The 16,146-nt window shown below is 66.2% G+C and carries 24 protein-coding genes and 1 other RNA gene; 12 read left to right on the plus strand and 13 right to left on the minus strand.

Annotated features, from left to right (window positions below; genetic code table 11):
• The first annotated feature begins 2 nt into the window (after window positions 1–2).
• From pspB to A7X12_RS23355, 8 genes are all read left to right on the plus strand, one after another.
• Window positions 3–275 carry an envelope stress response membrane protein PspB gene (gene pspB / locus A7X12_RS23320; protein ID WP_064313832.1) on the plus strand — a complete coding sequence of 91 codons (273 nt, stop codon included), beginning with the start codon at window positions 3–5 and terminating at the stop codon, window positions 273–275.
• Window position 276: 1 nt separating this feature from the next.
• Window positions 277–648, plus strand: coding sequence for an envelope stress response membrane protein PspC (gene pspC, locus A7X12_RS23325; RefSeq protein WP_064313833.1), 372 nt, complete (start codon window positions 277–279; stop codon window positions 646–648).
• A 29-nt stretch (window positions 649–677) separates the two neighbouring features.
• Window positions 678–968, plus strand: coding sequence for a hypothetical protein (locus A7X12_RS23330; protein ID WP_064313834.1), 291 nt, complete (start codon window positions 678–680; stop codon window positions 966–968).
• A gap of 17 nt (window positions 969–985) precedes the next feature.
• Complete coding sequence (locus A7X12_RS23335) at window positions 986–1,315, plus strand: hypothetical protein (RefSeq protein ID WP_064313835.1); 330 nt, start codon at window positions 986–988, stop codon at window positions 1,313–1,315.
• Between the two features lie 14 nt (window positions 1,316–1,329).
• On the plus strand, window positions 1,330–1,596 hold the full coding sequence (locus A7X12_RS23340; protein ID WP_064313836.1) for a hypothetical protein: 267 nt from the start codon (window positions 1,330–1,332) through the stop codon (window positions 1,594–1,596).
• A gap of 196 nt (window positions 1,597–1,792) precedes the next feature.
• The gene (locus A7X12_RS23345; protein WP_064313837.1) at window positions 1,793–2,068 is read left to right on the plus strand and encodes a hypothetical protein; all 276 of its coding nucleotides are present in this window, start codon (window positions 1,793–1,795) and stop codon (window positions 2,066–2,068) included.
• A gap of 24 nt (window positions 2,069–2,092) precedes the next feature.
• The gene (locus A7X12_RS23350; protein WP_064313838.1) at window positions 2,093–2,341 is read left to right on the plus strand and encodes a hypothetical protein; all 249 of its coding nucleotides are present in this window, start codon (window positions 2,093–2,095) and stop codon (window positions 2,339–2,341) included.
• 149 nt (window positions 2,342–2,490) lie between these two features.
• On the plus strand, window positions 2,491–2,895 hold the full coding sequence (locus A7X12_RS23355) for a SufE family protein (protein ID WP_064313839.1): 405 nt from the start codon (window positions 2,491–2,493) through the stop codon (window positions 2,893–2,895).
• 109 nt (window positions 2,896–3,004) lie between these two features.
• On the opposite strand, the gene A7X12_RS23360 is transcribed toward A7X12_RS23355, so the two are convergent.
• The 12 genes from A7X12_RS23360 to A7X12_RS25775 form a co-directional block, all read right to left on the minus strand.
• Entirely contained in the window at window positions 3,005–3,304 is a 300-nt protein-coding gene (locus A7X12_RS23360; protein WP_064313840.1) for a hypothetical protein, read from the minus strand.
• Window positions 3,301–3,837 (minus strand): J domain-containing protein, encoded by a 537-nt coding sequence (locus A7X12_RS23365; protein ID WP_064313841.1) that lies wholly within the window; start codon window positions 3,835–3,837, stop codon window positions 3,301–3,303. Before A7X12_RS23365 ends, A7X12_RS23360 begins: the two co-directional genes overlap by 4 nt.
• Window positions 3,838–3,895: 58 nt before the next feature.
• An RNA gene (gene rnpB, locus A7X12_RS23370) (RNase P RNA component class A) lies at window positions 3,896–4,276 on the minus strand.
• A 41-nt stretch (window positions 4,277–4,317) separates the two neighbouring features.
• Window positions 4,318–4,833: a hypothetical protein gene (locus A7X12_RS26525; protein ID WP_084446010.1), complete on the minus strand. Its 516-nt coding sequence runs from the start codon at window positions 4,831–4,833 to the stop codon at window positions 4,318–4,320.
• Between the two features lie 133 nt (window positions 4,834–4,966).
• Window positions 4,967–5,668, minus strand: a complete 702-nt coding sequence (locus A7X12_RS23380; protein ID WP_064313843.1) for an N-acetylmuramoyl-L-alanine amidase — start codon at window positions 5,666–5,668, stop codon at window positions 4,967–4,969.
• Window positions 5,669–5,709: 41 nt separating this feature from the next.
• Window positions 5,710–6,561 (minus strand): CheR family methyltransferase, encoded by an 852-nt coding sequence (locus A7X12_RS23385; RefSeq protein ID WP_232318664.1) that lies wholly within the window; start codon window positions 6,559–6,561, stop codon window positions 5,710–5,712.
• Entirely contained in the window at window positions 6,558–7,649 is a 1,092-nt protein-coding gene (gene cheB, locus A7X12_RS23390; RefSeq protein WP_084446013.1) for a chemotaxis-specific protein-glutamate methyltransferase CheB, read from the minus strand. Before cheB ends, A7X12_RS23385 begins: the two co-directional genes overlap by 4 nt.
• 25 nt (window positions 7,650–7,674) lie before the next feature.
• The gene (locus tag A7X12_RS23395) at window positions 7,675–8,040 is read right to left on the minus strand and encodes a response regulator (protein ID WP_064313844.1); all 366 of its coding nucleotides are present in this window, start codon (window positions 8,038–8,040) and stop codon (window positions 7,675–7,677) included.
• A gap of 76 nt (window positions 8,041–8,116) precedes the next feature.
• Window positions 8,117–8,545, minus strand: a complete 429-nt coding sequence (locus tag A7X12_RS23400; protein WP_064313845.1) for a chemotaxis protein CheW — start codon at window positions 8,543–8,545, stop codon at window positions 8,117–8,119.
• The gene (locus A7X12_RS23405) at window positions 8,545–10,863 is read right to left on the minus strand and encodes a chemotaxis protein CheA (RefSeq protein ID WP_064313846.1); all 2,319 of its coding nucleotides are present in this window, start codon (window positions 10,861–10,863) and stop codon (window positions 8,545–8,547) included. The genes A7X12_RS23400 and A7X12_RS23405 overlap by 1 nt, the downstream gene beginning before the upstream one ends.
• A gap of 76 nt (window positions 10,864–10,939) precedes the next feature.
• Window positions 10,940–11,584, minus strand: a complete 645-nt coding sequence (locus A7X12_RS23410; RefSeq protein ID WP_064313847.1) for a histidine phosphotransferase family protein — start codon at window positions 11,582–11,584, stop codon at window positions 10,940–10,942.
• A 266-nt stretch (window positions 11,585–11,850) separates the two neighbouring features.
• Window positions 11,851–11,994: a lmo0937 family membrane protein gene (locus tag A7X12_RS25775; protein WP_121078233.1), complete on the minus strand. Its 144-nt coding sequence runs from the start codon at window positions 11,992–11,994 to the stop codon at window positions 11,851–11,853.
• Window positions 11,995–12,127: 133 nt separating this feature from the next.
• On the opposite strand from A7X12_RS25775, the gene A7X12_RS23415 reads away from it, so the two are divergent.
• Both A7X12_RS23415 and A7X12_RS23420 read left to right on the plus strand, forming a co-directional pair.
• Window positions 12,128–12,781 carry a DsbA family oxidoreductase gene (locus A7X12_RS23415; protein ID WP_064314106.1) on the plus strand — a complete coding sequence of 218 codons (654 nt, stop codon included), beginning with the start codon at window positions 12,128–12,130 and terminating at the stop codon, window positions 12,779–12,781.
• 99 nt (window positions 12,782–12,880) lie between these two features.
• Window positions 12,881–13,762 carry a hypothetical protein gene (locus A7X12_RS23420; RefSeq protein WP_064313848.1) on the plus strand — a complete coding sequence of 294 codons (882 nt, stop codon included), beginning with the start codon at window positions 12,881–12,883 and terminating at the stop codon, window positions 13,760–13,762.
• A 16-nt stretch (window positions 13,763–13,778) separates the two neighbouring features.
• Here A7X12_RS23420 and A7X12_RS23425 read toward each other — a convergent pair whose 3' ends face one another.
• Window positions 13,779–14,180 (minus strand): Mov34/MPN/PAD-1 family protein, encoded by a 402-nt coding sequence (locus A7X12_RS23425; RefSeq protein ID WP_064314107.1) that lies wholly within the window; start codon window positions 14,178–14,180, stop codon window positions 13,779–13,781.
• Window positions 14,181–14,198: 18 nt separating this feature from the next.
• Between A7X12_RS23425 and A7X12_RS23430 the strand changes: the two genes are divergently transcribed.
• Together A7X12_RS23430 and rpoH are read left to right on the plus strand one after the other, a co-directional pair.
• Window positions 14,199–15,155 (plus strand): RluA family pseudouridine synthase, encoded by a 957-nt coding sequence (locus tag A7X12_RS23430; protein ID WP_064313849.1) that lies wholly within the window; start codon window positions 14,199–14,201, stop codon window positions 15,153–15,155.
• 59 nt (window positions 15,156–15,214) lie between these two features.
• Window positions 15,215–16,120, plus strand: a complete 906-nt coding sequence (gene rpoH / locus A7X12_RS23435) for an RNA polymerase sigma factor RpoH (RefSeq protein ID WP_064313850.1) — start codon at window positions 15,215–15,217, stop codon at window positions 16,118–16,120.
• The last annotated feature ends 26 nt before the right edge of the window (window positions 16,121–16,146 follow it).

Here is a 16,146-nt window from a genome sequence, read left to right on the forward strand (position 1 = left end):
CTGTGGACGAAATCATCATTCCGGTCTTCGTCTGCGCGATACTCTTCCTCGGTCTTCCCTGGATCGTCTTCCACTACGTCACGAAGTGGAAGCAGGCAGGAACGATGACCCGGGAAGACGAGAACCTTCTCGACGACCTCTACCGCACGGCGCGCATGCTCGAAGACCGGCTGATGACGGTCGAACGCATCATCGCCGCCGACAACCCCGACTATCGCCCGCTCTCGGCCCAGCGCCCTGAACCGGGCCAATATGATCCTTCACGGAGGAACTGAGATGTCCGCTCGCACCAAATTCTACCTCGACAAGCAGAACGGCAAGTTCATGGGCGTCTGCGCCGGCCTGGCGGATTACACCGGGATCGACGTGACCTGGGTGCGAGTGGCCACCGTGCTGCTCACCGTCGCCACCGGCTGGGTAGCCTTGGGGTATTTCGTGATCGCCTGGATCGCGAACCCCAAGCCGGCGGGCCTCTACGACACGCCCGAGGACGAACGCTTCTGGCAGGGCGTCCGGTCGAGCCCCAAGCGTTCGACCGCCGAGGTTCGCTCGAAGTTTCGCGACATCGATCGCCGGCTCGCCGACATCGAGATGTTCTATACGAGCCGCAACACCCGGCTCGCCGACGAGATCGAGAGCCTGCGCTAAGGCGCAGGCTGTCAACAGGGAGACGCACGATGAACTGGGGTGGTCCTGAATTCGTGATCGCGCTGATGGCGCTTTCCACCTTCGGGTGGCTGGCCAACAACTGGATCCGCGCCAAGCACGGATATTCGATCAGCGACGACCATGGCGAGAATATCCACAAGACCGATCCCGACGCCGCCCGCAAGATCGACCTGCTCGCAGCCGACAATGAACGGCTCGCAGGTCAGATCGGCCGGCTGGAAGACCGGATTTCGGTGCTCGAACGGATCGCCACCGATCCCGCCGAGCGCACCGCCCGCGCCATCGACGCGCTACGCTGAGACGGAGGAGAATACCGATGATCGAAGTAGCGCTCGCACCGTTCCTGCCCTGGATCATTCTTTCGGGCATTTCGCTGGGGTTCTTCGGGATCGCCGCGGGGATCTTCAGCCACTGGCTCCGCATCAAGCACGGCTATCCGCTGGAAAATGCCTGGGGCAAGTCGGTCTACCCGCAGCGCAATGACGAGACGGTCGAGCGGGTCAAGCTGCTCAGCCAGGAGAATGGCCAGCTGCGCGCCGAGCTCAGCGCGGTGAAGGACCGTCTCGCCAATGTCGAGCGCATCGTCACCGACGGGGCACACCAGCTCGATCGCGAGATCGACGCGCTCCGCAATCGCTCGAACTGAAGGGTACCCGGCCCATGGACCCCGCGCTCATCATCCCCGTCCTCGGCATCAGCTGCGGCCTGCTGGCGATCATTGGCGGCGTGTTCATCAAGCCCTTCCTGCGGCTGCAGGAGCGACGGATGGAGATCGAGGCCCAGATGACTGCGGAAAAGGCCGCCCAATACGCCGCCCGGACCGAACGGCTGGAGCAGCGGGTCCAGGTCCTCGAACGGATCATCACCGACCGGGGCATGGGTCTGGCCGAAGAAATCGAGAAGCTGCGCGACGCGCCGCTGAACTGAAGAAACGCTTCCACCTTCTTCTAAGCAAGGATATTTCGATGATTATCATGCTCGCAGTGCTTGCCGCACTGTGCGGGGGAGCTATTGCCCTCGCCGAAAGCCGCGATCGACCCCGCCGCCGCGCCCTCCGCGCCGCCGAGGCATCGCAAGCCGCAAATTGAGGCGCCACGTGCGCCGACTAGGGGAGTAAGGTGCAATGAACCCGTTCGAAATGGTCGTGGCCATCATCGTCGTGATCACGATCGGCAAGGTCCTGCAGGCGCGCTACGGCGTCGTGAAGGGCCGGGACGGCAGGCTGGAAGGGCTTGCGAGCCGAGACCCGGCCGAGAAGCTCGAAGCCGAGCGCCTTCGCGACGAGATCCGCGCCCTCAAGGAGCGCGTCCAGGTGCTCGAGCGCGTCATCACCGACAATGAAAACAGCCTGCGGCTCGATCATGAGATCGAGAAGCTGCGCGACAAGAACCGGATCTGAGCCATGTTTCTGGGAGCGAACCCCATGACCGTCGACCCACAGACCACTCTCACCCTCGCCGTCTCCGGCCTGGCCGGGCTGGGCATGATCACCGCCGCAGCGCTGTCCGGCTGGCGCGGCTGGCTCGCGCTGAAGCACCGCGAACTGGTCGAACTCCGCCGGCCCGAGCCGACCGCCGCGACGATGCCCAGCCCCGCCTCGCGGATCGAGCTGGCCGACCTCAAGGAACGCATCCGCAAGCTGGAAGCGATCGCCGCCGGGGTGGATCTGTGAGCCAGACGAACCCGCCGGTGGCAGAGGCCAAGCCCGCGCCGGCGCCGGAGCGGGCACCCCGCCCCCGGCTCGGCCTGCGCTACGGCGCGTCTTCGGACAAGTAACCGCGAGGCTGGAAAAAGCCGTGGCGCGCGGCTAGCGCGGTATCCATGACCAGCCTTGCAGATCTCCAGGAAGAATACGGGTTTCTCGATGCCGACGATCGCTATCGCTTGCTGATCGATCTCGGCAAGGCACTTGAGCCGATGCCCGACCCGCTCAAGACCGATGCGACGCTGGTACGCGGCTGTTCGGCATCGGTCTGGGTCTACCCGACCCGGACGGAGGATGGCCGGCTCCATTTCCTGGCGGATTCCAACGCCGCGATCACCAAGGGCATCATCGCCCTTGTACTGCTGACGGTGCAGGATCGCAGCCCGGCCGAGATCCAGGCGACGGACATCGAAGGCGGGCTGGCACCGTTCGACCTGAAGAACCAGCTCAGCTCGAACCGGACCCAGGGCATACCCAACATGATCGCGCTGATCCGCGAAACCGCGGGACGATACGCCTGATCCGGCGCAAGGAGCGCCACGCCCTGAAACCGTCATCCCGGCCTCCGCCTGGGTGACGCGGAAAAAGGACAGCGCCCCTGCCGCTAGGTCGACCGGGAAAGGGAAGGCCTCAGGAAAGTCCCAGTTCCCTGCCGACCTCCTCGAGATCCGCGCCCTTCTTCACGATCAGCCATTCGCGCGCCTGGGCGCCGTTGACCACCGTCACCGCGCCGCCGGGGCATACCCCCAGGCATTTGGTCTCGACCACCCCGACATCGGCCTTGCGCCCCTTGCCGAGTCCGAATTCCTTGCGCAGCGCCTTGGCGAGCGAGGATTTTCCCTTGGGACCGAAGCCGCCGCCGAGCTTCTTCGAGCACTTCCCGCAGACCAACACTGCATTGCCCCAGTTGGACGCGACCAGCTGGCTCATTGCGGCTTCCACTGGCGCCGATCCTCGGCGGTCTTGAGCACGTCGTACGCGGCCTGGATCGCCTGGAACTGCCTGGCGGCAGCGGCGTCGTTCGGCCGCACGTCCGGGTGATACTCCTTGGCAAGTCGGCGCCAAGCGCCGCGCACCGCCTCGAACGTGGCGTCCACGTCCAGCTCCAGCACTTCCAGCGCTTTCATCTCGTCGCGCGAGCGGCTGCCGTCGCCGGGCCCGGCCCAGCTGTTCGTGGCCGAATGCGCATAGCCGTTCGCGGTGCGGCGTTCGTTCGCTTCGCGCTTCGCCGCCTCTTCCGCGGTCAGGCCGGCGAAATAGTCCCAGTTGCGATTATACTCCGCGGCGTGTTCCTCGCAGAAATACCAGCGGTCCGGATTGTTCGGGGACTTGGGCGCCGGCCGGTCTCCGGGCTTGTCGCAGCCGTCGCGGTCGCACAGCCGCACGCGCGCGGCCTCGCGTTCGGAGCCGTACTCGCGCCAGCGGGGGAAACCCCAGTCCATCGATCGCGTATGTCGCGCCATAGCCGGCCCAGATAGGCGCGGCGCCGGCCAAAGGCCAGAGCCACGCGCGCACAAGTATAATGCCAGAGGGCCTGTAAGCCGGGTTCTGTCCACCCCGTAAGGGGATAGGCGACCATTCCTCTAGGCGACGGATTGCTCCGCCGCTCCAGCAACCAACCCGGACGACGCGCCGGAACGAGGCGCATGTGCCGTCCCTATTCGGTCTTGCTCCCGGTGGGGTTTACCAAGCCGCTTCCGTTACCGGTCGCGCGGTGCGCTCTTGCCGCACCCTTTCACCCTTGCCCTTACCTCGGCGAACCGAGGCAGTGGGCGGTCTGCTCTCTGTGGCACTTTCCCTGGGGTCGCCCCCGGCGGGCATTACCCGCCACCGTCGTTCCGTGGAGCCCGGACTTTCCTCCCCCTGCTTTTGCAAGCAGGCGGCGGCCGCCCGGCCCTCTGGCGCGGACCGCTCTAGCGACTCGGCGCGGCGGTGCAAGCGGTTCAGTGCGCGGCGGGCGGCGGCGGTGCGGATCGCGTGACCGGCGCGGGGCCGACATCGGACGCCTTGACCGGTGCGGGCGTGGGCTCCGGCGGCGCGATCGGCGCAGGTGCCGGCGCGGGAGCGGGCGCAGCAGCCTTGGCCTTCACCTCGGCGGTTTCCTTGCCACCCTGATCGTTTTCCGGCCTGGCGCGCTCCGCCTGTTCGGCCTGCGCCTTCTTGGCGTCCTCCGCCTCGCGCGCCTTCTCGGCATCGGCCTCCCCGGCCTCGCGTTCGGCAGGCGAGATCTTCGGATGGCCCATCGCGGTGCCCCAGGCCTGGACCTCGATCCGCCACTGGGTGCTGGCCGTGCCGCCCGCGATCGCCGCGCGGCGATAATCGGCGGCGACGCTCACGACATTCTCCGCGCCCGAGACGCGCGCGACGCGGTGCAGCTCCGCCGTGGCCTCCGCCGCGGTGGGTGCGTTGACGATACCCACGCCGGGCCCCTTGTCGTCGCCCCGAACGACAGAGCTCATGCGAACATGTACAGGCCCCATCGGGGTCATGGCAGGTCGAATCGACATGGTCACCGTCAGTACCTCCGGTGTCCACCCCAACAGAATGCGCTTAGAAATCCGTAACCAATCATGGTTACCGCAGGCGATTCCCTTAGTCGTCGCCTTGTGGACGGGGAAGCAGCAGCGCGAGCAGGATGCAGCGGCATTCCATGTCGATCTCGCCGTCGATCAGCTCCGGCCGGAACCGACGCTGGAAGGCGGTGACCGCCGCGACGGGATCGGTCACGTCATAGCCGAACCGCTCCAGCGCCAGCATGAAACCGCCCTCCGGCCAGCCCGGATCGACCAGGTTGCGCGTCGGTCGCGGCAGCGCCAGCCGCAGCCGCGCCAGCGCATGCCAGTTGAACAGCTCGCCCGGATCCTGCTTGCGCGCCGGCGCCACATCCGAATGGCCGACCACGTTGCCGCGGGTGATGCCGTGCCGTGCCTTGATGTCGGCGACGAGCGGGATCAGCGAGCTCATCTGCGCGCTCGTGAACGGCCGGTAGCCGAGTTCATGGCCGGGATTGACGATCTCGATCCCGATCGACGCTGAGTTCACATCGTCGATGCCCCGCCAATGGGCGCGCCCCGCGTGCCAGGCACGCTTGTCCTCCTCCACCAGGCGGAAGATGCGGCCATCCTCCTCGATCAGATAATGCGCCGAGACCTGCGCCTCCGGATCGCGCAGCCGCGCCAGCGCCGCCTCCCCGCTCTCCATGCCCGTGTAATGGAGGACGATCATCGAGACGGGAGAGAGGCGTGCGCCGAAGTTCGGCGACGGTGCGTCAAGAATTTCAAGGCCGCTGGTCATGCATTCTTCTACTGCGCGCAACGGCGCTGACAATCCGTCCGTCAGTTCGCCGCTGCCAGCGGCGCCGACTGCACCTCGGCCGTGCGATAGAAGCCGCGAAACGCCTCGCTCGGCGTAAAATGCTCGGTCAGCCCGATCACCGTCTCGCCCGCACCCAGGATCAGCAATCCGCCCGGCTGGATCGCGGTCGCCAGCCGGTCGAACACCTGGCGGCGCAGCGGCAGCGAGAAATAGAGCATCACGTTGCGGCACAGAATGATGTCGAACTTGCCCGGCGGCGGCGCGTCGGCGGTCAGGTTCTGCTGGCGGAACTGGACCCGGCGCACCAGATCCTGCTTGGCCACCCATTCACCGCCGTCGCACTCGAACCATTCGACCATCCGGCGCACCGGCAGGCCGCGCTGGATCTCGAACTGCGAATAGCGCCCTGCCCGCGCCCGGCCGAGCGCCGCTGCCGATACGTCGGTAGCGACGATCTCCGGCGGCATCGGAAAGGCGGCCGCCTTTTCCGCGAACAGCATCGCCAGCGACAGCGGCTCCTGCCCCGTGGAGCAGCCCGCGGACCAGAGCCGCAGCCGGCGATTGCCGATCTCCGCCTGGATCGCCGTCGCCGCCGCGGCCACCTGCTCCAGCACCGCCACGTCGCGAAAAAAGCTGGTCTCCTGGTTCAGCAGCACGTCCACCACCTGGTCGGCCAACGCGCCGGAACGCGCCCCAAGCAGCTGCCCCACCAGCGCGTCGAGGCTGGGCAGCCCCCGCTCGCGCAGCACCGGCTTCAGCGCCGTTTCGATCCGCCATGCCCGATTGGCCGCGATCTGCTGGCCGGTCCGCTGCTCCAGCAGCGATCCGATCAGTTGCATCGCTCCACCGCTAGGCGCCATATTCTCGATCATCGCGCGCCTCCCCTGCCGATCAGTCGGCCAATCTCTTCCGGCGGCAGCACGGCGCTAGCCCGCCCCGCCGTCGCCACCGCACCGGGCATGCCCCACACCACGGACGTCGCCTGGTCCTGCACCAGCACCTTGGCACCCATCTCGACCATCCGGCCGGCACCCTCGCACCCGTCGCGCCCCATGCCGCTCAGCACCACGCCAAGCGCGCGATTGCCGAAGACCTCCGCGACGCTGTCGAACATCGGGTCGACCGAGGGCATGCAGCCGCTGCGCACCCATTCGGTGCTCAGCCGGATCGCCGCGCCGTCGGACGTACGCACCACGCGGATATGTGCCTCGCCGGGCGCGATGATGATCCGGCCGGGCCGGATCCGCAGCCGGTCCGTCGCCACCTCGCAGGGGCGGCTGCCGAGCACCGCGAGCTGGGTCGCGAAATAGCTCATGAAGCTGGGCGGCAGATGCTGCGTCACCAGGATGGGATGCTGGAAGCCTGCCGGAATTTGCCGGAACAGCTGGCTCAGCGCGTGGATGCCCCCGGTGGAGGCGCCGATCGCGACGATCTGGAACGGGTCGAGCTGCACCGCGGCGGCGGCAGGGCGCGGCGGCGGCGGTGCCGTCACCGGGCAGACCGTCACCGGCTCGCCCGGCATGTCGAACAGCTTGGCGAGCCGCTCCTCCAGCACTTCGGCGAACCGCCCCCCGAACGCCCCGACGCCGGGTTTCACCAGCGTGTCGGCCGCACCCAGCGCAAGCGCCTGCAGCGTGGTGGCGGCGCCTTCGTCGGCCGAGGAGGAAACGATCAGCACCTTGGCGCCTCTGCCCGCAGCGACCACGTCGGGCAGTGCGGTGAGCCCGTCGATACCGGGCATCGCGATGTCGAGCAGGACGATATCCACCGTCTCGCGGCGGAGGAAGTCCAGGGCGGCACGCGCGTCGCTCAGCGCCGCCGTCACCCGGAACCGCCGCGTACCCTCGATCATGCGGCTCAGCACCGACCGCGCGACGACCGAATCGTCGACGATCAGTACGCGTCCCTGGAGAGGCGCGCCGGCCGGCTCGTGCGGTTGCGGGGATGGCAGGCTCGTCACGCGGGTGCGCTCCGGCGGGATAGGGTCAGGCGACGCCGACGATCTGCAACTTGCTTTCCAGCGTCTCGCGATCAAACGGCTTCATCACATATTCGTCGGCACCCGCCTCGATGGCGGCGCGGATATAGGCCATGCCGTTCTCGGTGGTGCAGAACACCACCTTGGGACGCTGCTCCAGACCCGAATTCTTCAGTGCGCGCAGGAAGTCCATTCCGCTCATTACCGGCATGTTCCAGTCGAGCAGCACAACGTCGGGCGGCGTCGCCAGGCACGCATCCAGCGCCTCGCGGCCATCACTGGCCTCCCGAACTTCGAAGTCGAGGGTTTCGAGGATGTGCCGGGCGACTTTCCGGATCACTTTCGAATCGTCCACGACGAGGCACGTCTTCATGGGTCCCTGTTCCCCTGGCAGGTGTCTTTGAATTTCCACTTTACCTGCAAGGTGTAAGCTTCGCGTTAATTGCTGTTCATGAAAGCAGTGCCGATGCCGGCACCAACGCCGCGAGATCGACGACCAGGATCGGCTCGCCGTCGCGCTCCACCAGGCCGCGCGCGGCGTTGCGCCAGTTTCCTTCCAGCGCGATGCCGCTGGCGAGCGGCCGCAGTTCGAAAGGCGCCACGTCATCCAGCGTGTCGACCAGCATCGCATAATGATGCCCGTCGATCTGCGTGATGACCGCCCGCCGTGCGAGCGTGCACCCTTCCAGTCCCAGGGCAGCCTCGGTATCGACGACGGTCACCACCCGGCTGCGCAGGGCCGCCAGACCGCGAACCGCCTTGGCGGCACGCGGTACCGCGGTCACTTCGCCGATGTCGACCACCGATTCGACCTGGTCGGAATCGATCGCGACCGTCCGCCCCGCCACTTCGGCGATCAGATAGAGCTGCTGTGCCATCAGCGGGATCCTCGCGCACCGACGCGCGCCTCGAGTGCGAACAGCAACCCTGCCCGGTCATAGCGATATACGCTGTCGTCGCCCGGCTCGGCCTGGCGCTTGCGGCGCAGGCGGACCACCGGCGCCGAGGGTGTCGGCGGCTCGGCCGCATCGGCGGCAAGGACCACCGCAGGAACCTCGCCGGGGGAAAGGCTCGCAGATACGCGATAGCCGGCCGTTTCCAGCAGCGGCCGCACGAACGTCGCCAGCCAGCCGTCGCGATCGCCTGCCAGCAGGCACAGCGGCGCATCGGCAGCGGCGATGCGATCGACATGCATATCGAACACCCAGAGCACGTCGAGGACCTCGATCTGCGCGCCGTCGAGCAGCGCCACGCCCGCGGCCGGCCCAGGGGAGCGGGCCGGTGCGATGTGGGCCGGCAAGGTCACGATCTCGATTGCCTCGTCGATGGCATAGGCGACCTCGGCGTCCTCGTCCTTCAGCCGCAGCACGCTCAGGCGCTCGCGACCATCCAGCGATCCCTGCATCGCGAGGGGCACGATGCGGCCGTCGATCGCCAGCCGGTGACTTCCGGCCGCAAGCTGGACCTGGGCTGCGGCGACCTTCTCGACCCGGTCCACCGCCGCCAGCGGTACCGCGCGACGGACACCGTCCAGATCGTCGAACAGCAGCGCGGGCAGGCCCGGCGCGGCCTCGTCCTCGCCATCGCCGCCAAACGCTGCGTTCAGATCGCGGCTGAAATCGAGCCCGCCCACCCGCGCCATCCCGGCACAGTCGAGCAGCAGCATCGGCAGCCCGGAATCGGGCAGCGTCTGGCCGGCATAGATGCCCGTCGCCATCACCGCCGGGGAAGCCGGCTTGATCACCAGTTCCTCATTGTCGAGCACGGTATCGACGGCGAGGGCATAGCTGCCCGCCCCCGCCCCCACGATGACCAGCATCGGCGGGGCATCCATCGCCCGATCCGGACGGAGGTCGAGCAGCTTGCCCATATCCAGCAGCGGCATCCGGCGCTCGCGCACGGTGGCGATCGGGGTGCCGCCCAGCGTGTCGATGCGGATCGCTTCGCCCCGCACGCTCACGATCTCCTCGATCGACTGGCGCGGAATTGCGAAGCGCTGCCGGCCCGTCCCGACGATGATCGCGGAGATGATCGAAAGCGTCAGCGGCACATGGATGGCGATCCGCAGACCCTTGCCGGGCGCATTGTCCAGTTCCACCCGACCGCCGATCTGGTCGATGCTGGCCTTCACCACATCCATGCCGACGCCGCGGCCGCTGATCTCGGAAACCACGTCCTTGCTGGACAGGCCGGGGTGGAACATCAGCTCCAGCTTGGCCGCCTCGGGCAGCGCGCGCAGTTCGCGTTCGGAGCGCACGCCGATCACCGCGAGCTTCTGGATCAGACGGTCGACGTTCACGCCCCGCCCGTCATCGGCGATGTCGATGATGATCTGGTTGCCCGATTGCCGCGCCGAAACGCACAGCCGGCCCACGTCGCGCTTGCCCGCTGCGCGGCGCTCCGCGGGGGTCTCGATGCCATGGTCGATCGCGTTGCGGATGATGTGCACCAGCGGATCGCGCATCACCTCGATCATCTCGCGATCGAGCTCGACATCGGATCCGTCGACCTGGAGCGCAACCGACTTGCCCAGCCCCGCCGCGGTATCGCGCACCATCCGCGGCAACGGGGAGAAGAGCGCGTCGATCTTTTGCATGCGGGTACGGGTGACGGTGTCGCGCATCTCGCCGACGGTGAGCGACAGCCGCTCCAGTGCCGCCTCGATGGAAGGGTCGAGTTCGCCCATCCGCAGCCGGCGGGCGAGCTCGTTGCGCGCCAGCACCATCTCGGACATGCCGCTCATCATGCGATCGAGCAGCTCGACGCCCAGCCGAACGCTGCGCGAGGGAGCGCGCTGCGCCACCGGGCTCGGCAGCACGATCTCTTCGGAGCCTTCGGCCAGCGCCGCGATCAGCAGTTCCTCGCCGCTGTCGTCCAGCGCCGCGCCGGCGTCGATCGCCTCGACGATCTCGCCGATCCGGTCGACGATCGCCAGCACTGCGTTGACCAGCGCCCGATCCGGCACCCGCGCCCCGTCGCGCACTTGCGCCAGCACGTCCTCGGCGGCGTGGGCCAGCCGCTCCAGGCGCGGCAGGTCGAGAAAGCCGCAGCTTCCCTTCACGGTGTGCACGAAACGGAAAATGGCGTCGAGCCGCGCCCGGTCGTCGGGCTGCGACTCCCAGGCGACGATCTCGCCAGAAAGCGCCTCGAGCGTTTCGCGCGTCTCGGCGATGAAGTCCTGCAGCAGGTCGTCCATGGGGCCCCGGTGGAAATTTCCAGCGACCACCATGGCGACCGAGGGTTAATACCCGGTTATGGAGCGTGTCGGCCGCTCAGCCGACCGGGAAGGATGCCCCGAACAGCAGTACTTCGGATTCCGGCGGGCTCACCTGCAGCTGGCCGCCATGCTGGACGACCAGTTCGTGGGCGAGGAACGCCGCCGCCGCGCGCGGGGTGATCGGCACTTCCTCGCGGCCGCCGGCCAGCGCGCCGCGCAGCTCGGGGTCGAGCACGATGCGCGGACCGTCGGCGCGGATGACGATTTCGATCGTCCCGTCCGTGGTTTCCGCGCCGATATCCAGCTGTCCGCCGCGGATCAGCGCATCCCCGCCGATCAGCGCCAGGTTGAGCAACACCTTGATAGCCTGCTTGGCCATCACCGGCTCCTCCACCATCCAGCCGATCTTGACTCGATGGTTATCACCGAAAAGCCCTTCCAGCGCAGCCTGGGCCTCACGCGTATCCACCGTCTCGCCGAACCCACCAGCGGCCCCGAATGCCAAGCGGAAGAACTTGAGCTTGTTGGCGCTGGCCCGCGCGCTTTCCGCAAGCAGTTCCAGGCAACGCGCGCGCATTTCAGGATCATGTTCGTCGGCAAGCAGTTCCAGGCCATTGTTGAGCGCGCCGACGGGGCTCAGCAAATCATGGCACAGGCGCGAACATAGAAGACTCGCGAATTCGGTAGGGCTGATATTCAAGATGTTCGGCTCCAGCTGTGGATCCCCTTTGGCGCAGCGGACACAAAGCTGCAAGCATCGTAACAGCATCCCCGCAAGCGCCAAAGCTCGGGCCGGATGTTCCGGCGGCGGGGGCGGCGCCCGTAACAGACGGCGCCAAATAGCTGCGTTTGCTGGAGGGGCAGAAAACTTCGCGAGATAATGTCTCATCCCTGCACGACAACATCGCCGCGCTCGCGTCATGGCAGCGTCCGACGGGCCTCATTCAGACCCGCCGGACGCCCGATTCAAACTCTGCGGCCAGTGAAAAGCTGGATCAGACCGATCACCAGCGCGATCACGAGCAGAATGTGGATGATCCCGCCGGCGATGTGGAACGAAAAGCCCAGCAGCCACAGGATGACCAGAATTACGACCAGTGTCCAAAGCATTGCGTCACTCCCTGAAAGTTGGTCCGGTCAACGACAGGGCAGGCCGGAACGTTCCGGACACGCAGGACGCGTCGCGACTTTTCAGATGCTTCGGGCTGCGCTAGCGACCAGCCCCGCCTGCAAGGAGTTCCCGATGCCGCGTCCGCTGACGATTGATTTCGTGTCCGACATTGTCTGCCCCTGGTGTGTCATCGGACTGAAAGGCTTGGAAGAAGCCCTGGCCCGCGCGGGCGACGCCGTAACAGCAGAGATTCGCTTCCATCCATTCGAACTCAACCCTGCCATGGCACCGGAAGGCGAAAACATCGTGGAGCATATCGGCCGCAAATACGGTGCCACGCCCGAACAGTCAGGCGCAACGCGCGCGATGATTCGGGAGCGCGCCGCCGCGCTCGGTTTTACCATGGCGATGGGCGACGAGAGCCGCATCTACAACACATTCGATGCGCATCGGCTGCTGCATTGGGCGGGCCTGGTGGGAGACCAGCGGGCGCTCAAGATGGCGCTGTTCACGGCTTATTTCAGCGATGGCAAGAATCCCGGCGATCGCACTGTGTTGCTCGCTGCAGCGGAGCAGGCCGGGCTCAACGTCGCAGACGCAGCCAAGGTGCTCAACGACGGCCTCTATGCGGAAGAAGTGCGCGCGGAGGAAGCCGCCTGGCAGTCGCGCGGCATCCAGTCGGTTCCGGCCATCGTGATCGACCAACGCTATCTCATCTCAGGCGGGCAGCCCGCGGAAATCTTCGAGCAGGCGCTGCGCCGGATCGCCGCGCAAGACGCCGCGTAGATCGAATTCCGTTTCGGAAGCGAACTGTTCCCGCTGTGATTGCCATGCTATGCGCGTCGGCCGTACAGGATCGAGGACCGGGTGCTTCAGGCTTCAACAATGGATCCGGGGGCCCTGCCTCCCAGTTGGATTGCGATCGCGGAACACCCCGCTTTTGGCGCCGCGGCGAGACGTCTCGCTACCAATATCCTCGCCCTTTCCGATGCGGACCGGACGCTGGCGGCTGTGTTCAAAGACGCGGGACACTACATCACCGCCATGTCTGCGGCCTATTTGGATACGCGCGGCGGCCTCACGCCGACGCTGCTCCGCCAAGTCTGCGCGTCCACGGGCTTGCTTACCGCCAATCGCGCCGCAGCCCTTATCGACTTCATGCTGCACATCGGCGTGCTTCGGCACGGTGAGGGAAATGGGTATCGCATCACGGCCGGCTTCCAGCAGTCCTGGCGCCAGCACCTGCAATCCGCGCTTGCAGCGGCGGAAGTGCTGGACCCCACGCTCGCAGAGGTTCGCACTGCGCTCGAAGCACCACAGGTGTATCACGCGTTCCTCGGCACGCAGGTTAATCGGCTCTACAGCCTCGCACGCACCGTCGACCCTTTCCCGAACCTGCGTGCATCGTTCCTCCACCCTCTCGCTGGATGCTCCATCCTGCATACGCTGACGCTGGCGTGCACCGACGCGACGTTCACGCCGATCGAATCCGCACATTTGCCGCTCGCCTGGCTGGCGGAGCGCTTTGGCGTTTCCCAACCCCATGTCCGCCGCCTTCTAAAGCGCGCCGAGGCGAACCGATTCCTTGTACATCTCGGGCCGAGCCGGCGGGCGCTGCATCCGGAGGGATTTCCGTCCATTCGCTATCATTATGCCGCCCAGCTTGCCGAGCTGGTGGAATGCGGTCGGATCATTCGAGCGGAGCAAGCAAGCCTTCTGGGCAAGAATGACACCCTGGAGGCTTACCCTATTCTCGCACCCGCCTGAGGCAAATCCACCCGCGCTAGACGATCAGCAAGGCTTCGGACTCGAACCGATCCCACAATCCCGTTTCGTGAGTTCGCCAGCACGTTACGGAGTCGCCTCCCAGAATCACCCACAATTTGCCGTCCGGCGCGGCCATTGCCGCATCCGTGCGCGAGGGGGTGGCATCGCCGCTCGGGTGCGAATGCCAGTATCCAAGCACCAGGGGGCCGCCTGCCCGCTCGTCCCGCAGCGCCGCGAACAGAGCCGTCGGATCGATCTCAAACCGGATCTCCGGCATGTCAGAAACGTTTGCACACTCCGTGAACTGCTCGACCACGCCTCTCGCGCCCAGCAAAAGCCCGCATGCCTCCAGCGGGGCAGCCGCCGCCGAAGCTTTTTTCATACCGGCCAGTATAGATCTTGAAATCGTAACGCCCATGCCCATTTCCGGTAAAACATGAATCAGGGGGTTTCCATCTTAGAAGCGCGGATCGCGGACGAGGCGCATGGCTGGCGGCTCGATCGTGCCTTGACCGAAGCGCTGCCGACGCTCTCCCGAGAGCGCGTGAAGGCGCTGATCTCCTCCGGCGCCGTCAAAGGCCCCGATGGCAACCTTGCCCGGGATCCCGCCCGCAAGGCGGTTGGCGGTGCGGTTTTCCAGGTCGTCGTGCCGGATCCGGCGCCCCCGCATAACGAAGCACAGGATATTCCGCTCACCGTGGTGTTCGAGGATGAGCATCTCATCGTGATCGACAAGCCGGCCGGACTCGTTGTCCACCCGGCAGCCGGCAATCTCGACGGGACGTTGGTCAACGCGCTCCTTCACCATTGCGCCGGCCAGCTTTCGGGCATCGGCGGCGTCGCGCGGCCAGGTATCGTCCATCGAATCGACAAGGACACGTCGGGTCTGATGGTCGCGGCCAAGACGGATCGCGCCCATGTCGGCCTGGCTGCGCAGTTCAAGGCACATAGCATCGACCGGCGCTACAAGGCGATTGCGAGCGGCCGCGTGCTGGCGGCTACCGGAACGGTCAACGCACCGCTCGCCCGGTCGCCGAGCAACCGCAAGAAGATTGCGGTCTGTGCGCCGGGTCATGGCAAGCATGCGATCACCCACTGGACAAGATTGAACCAGCTTCGCGATGCGTCGTTGATCGAATGCAGGCTCGAAACCGGACGCACCCATCAGGTGCGGGTACACATGGCGTCGATCGGCCACCCGCTGGTGGGTGATCCTCTATATGGAAGTATGCGTTCCACGCATCGCGGACTTCTGGCAAGTCTGGGCTTCCAGCGTCAGGCCTTGCATGCGGCACGTCTCGGGTTCATCCACCCGATCAATAGCAACGCTTTGGCGTTCGATAGCGAAATGCCTGCAGACATGCAGGAACTGTTCAACCAGCTTCTCGTATGAGGTTTGCGGCGCCTGAGTCCGTCGATGGACCGGCGCCGGATGGAAAGGGAGAAACGATCATGGCTAGCGGCAGCAACGTCCCCGCGACGATCCCCGCGCTCGGCGGCGAGGCGAGCCTCAATCGCTATCTGGCCGAGATCAAGAAATTTCCGATCCTGAGCCCCGAGCAGGAATATATGCTCGCCAAGCGGTTCCAGGAACATGGCGACACCGATGCGGCCGCGCAGCTCGTCACCTCGCACCTTCGCCTCGTGGCGAAGATCGCCATGGGCTATCGCGGCTACGGCCTGCCGGTGTCGGAGCTGATCTCCGAGGGCAATATCGGCCTGATGCAGGGCGTGAAGAAGTTCGAGCCCGATCGCGGCTTCCGCCTCGCCACCTATGCGATGTGGTGGATCCGCGCCTCGATCCAGGAATTCATCCTGCGCAGCTGGTCGCTCGTGAAGATGGGCACCACCGCCGCGCAGAAGAAGCTGTTCTTCAACCTGCGCCGGATGAAGGCCAAGCTTGACGCGTTCGAGGATGGTGACCTCTCTCCGGAGAATCTCGCCAAGATCGCCACCGATCTGGGCGTGACGGAGGAAGAGGTTACCTCGATGAACCGCCGCATGGCGATGGGCGGGGATACCTCGCTCAACGTGCCGATGCGCGAGGACGGCGAGAGCCAGTGGCAGGACTGGCTGGCCGATGAAGGCCCGCTTCAGGACGAATCGGTCGCCGAAGCGCAAGAAGCGGACGTTCGCCACGACATGCTCGTCTCCGCGATGGAAGACCTGAATGAGCGCGAGAAGCATATCCTCACCGAGCGTCGCCTGACCGACGACCCCAAGACGCTCGAGGAGTTGAGCCAGGTCTATGGCGTGTCGCGTGAGCGCGTCCGACAGATCGAGGTACGCGCGTTCGAGAAGCTGCAGAAGGCGATGATGCGCCTCGCGGGTGATCGTCACCTGCTCGCCGCGCACTGATCGGGCACGCGGTTCCTGCCGGGTGA

The organism is Sphingomonas sp. TDK1 (genome assembly GCF_001650735.1).
Lineage (GTDB): Bacteria > Pseudomonadota > Alphaproteobacteria > Sphingomonadales > Sphingomonadaceae > Sphingomonas.

Excerpts from the sequence above, each read along its gene's own strand:
- A7X12_RS23385 (WP_232318664.1), bottom strand. The coding sequence starts at position 6,561 with ATGATCGAGAATATGGCGCCTAGCGGTGGAGCGATGCAACTGATCGGA.
- A7X12_RS23340 (WP_064313836.1), top strand. The coding sequence starts at position 1,330 with ATGGACCCCGCGCTCATCATCCCCGTCCTCGGCATCAGCTGCGGCCTG.
- A7X12_RS25775 (WP_121078233.1), bottom strand. The coding sequence starts at position 11,994 with ATGCTTTGGACACTGGTCGTAATTCTGGTCATCCTGTGGCTGCTGGGC.
- A7X12_RS23350 (WP_064313838.1), top strand. The coding sequence starts at position 2,093 with ATGACCGTCGACCCACAGACCACTCTCACCCTCGCCGTCTCCGGCCTG.
- A7X12_RS23360 (WP_064313840.1), bottom strand. The coding sequence starts at position 3,304 with ATGAGCCAGCTGGTCGCGTCCAACTGGGGCAATGCAGTGTTGGTCTGC.
- A7X12_RS23355 (WP_064313839.1), top strand. The coding sequence starts at position 2,491 with ATGACCAGCCTTGCAGATCTCCAGGAAGAATACGGGTTTCTCGATGCC.
- A7X12_RS23395 (WP_064313844.1), bottom strand. The coding sequence starts at position 8,040 with ATGAAGACGTGCCTCGTCGTGGACGATTCGAAAGTGATCCGGAAAGTC.
- A7X12_RS23365 (WP_064313841.1), bottom strand. The coding sequence starts at position 3,837 with ATGGCGCGACATACGCGATCGATGGACTGGGGTTTCCCCCGCTGGCGC.
- A7X12_RS23420 (WP_064313848.1), top strand. The coding sequence starts at position 12,881 with ATGGATCCGGGGGCCCTGCCTCCCAGTTGGATTGCGATCGCGGAACAC.
- rpoH (WP_064313850.1), top strand. The coding sequence starts at position 15,215 with ATGGCTAGCGGCAGCAACGTCCCCGCGACGATCCCCGCGCTCGGCGGC.
- A7X12_RS23380 (WP_064313843.1), bottom strand. The coding sequence starts at position 5,668 with ATGACCAGCGGCCTTGAAATTCTTGACGCACCGTCGCCGAACTTCGGC.
- pspC (WP_064313833.1), top strand. The coding sequence starts at position 277 with ATGTCCGCTCGCACCAAATTCTACCTCGACAAGCAGAACGGCAAGTTC.
- A7X12_RS23405 (WP_064313846.1), bottom strand. The coding sequence starts at position 10,863 with ATGGACGACCTGCTGCAGGACTTCATCGCCGAGACGCGCGAAACGCTC.
- A7X12_RS23330 (WP_064313834.1), top strand. The coding sequence starts at position 678 with ATGAACTGGGGTGGTCCTGAATTCGTGATCGCGCTGATGGCGCTTTCC.
- A7X12_RS26525 (WP_084446010.1), bottom strand. The coding sequence starts at position 4,833 with ATGAGCTCTGTCGTTCGGGGCGACGACAAGGGGCCCGGCGTGGGTATC.
- A7X12_RS23425 (WP_064314107.1), bottom strand. The coding sequence starts at position 14,180 with ATGGGCGTTACGATTTCAAGATCTATACTGGCCGGTATGAAAAAAGCT.
- A7X12_RS23430 (WP_064313849.1), top strand. The coding sequence starts at position 14,199 with ATGAATCAGGGGGTTTCCATCTTAGAAGCGCGGATCGCGGACGAGGCG.
- A7X12_RS23400 (WP_064313845.1), bottom strand. The coding sequence starts at position 8,545 with ATGGCACAGCAGCTCTATCTGATCGCCGAAGTGGCGGGGCGGACGGTC.
- A7X12_RS23345 (WP_064313837.1), top strand. The coding sequence starts at position 1,793 with ATGAACCCGTTCGAAATGGTCGTGGCCATCATCGTCGTGATCACGATC.
- A7X12_RS23415 (WP_064314106.1), top strand. The coding sequence starts at position 12,128 with ATGCCGCGTCCGCTGACGATTGATTTCGTGTCCGACATTGTCTGCCCC.
- A7X12_RS23335 (WP_064313835.1), top strand. The coding sequence starts at position 986 with ATGATCGAAGTAGCGCTCGCACCGTTCCTGCCCTGGATCATTCTTTCG.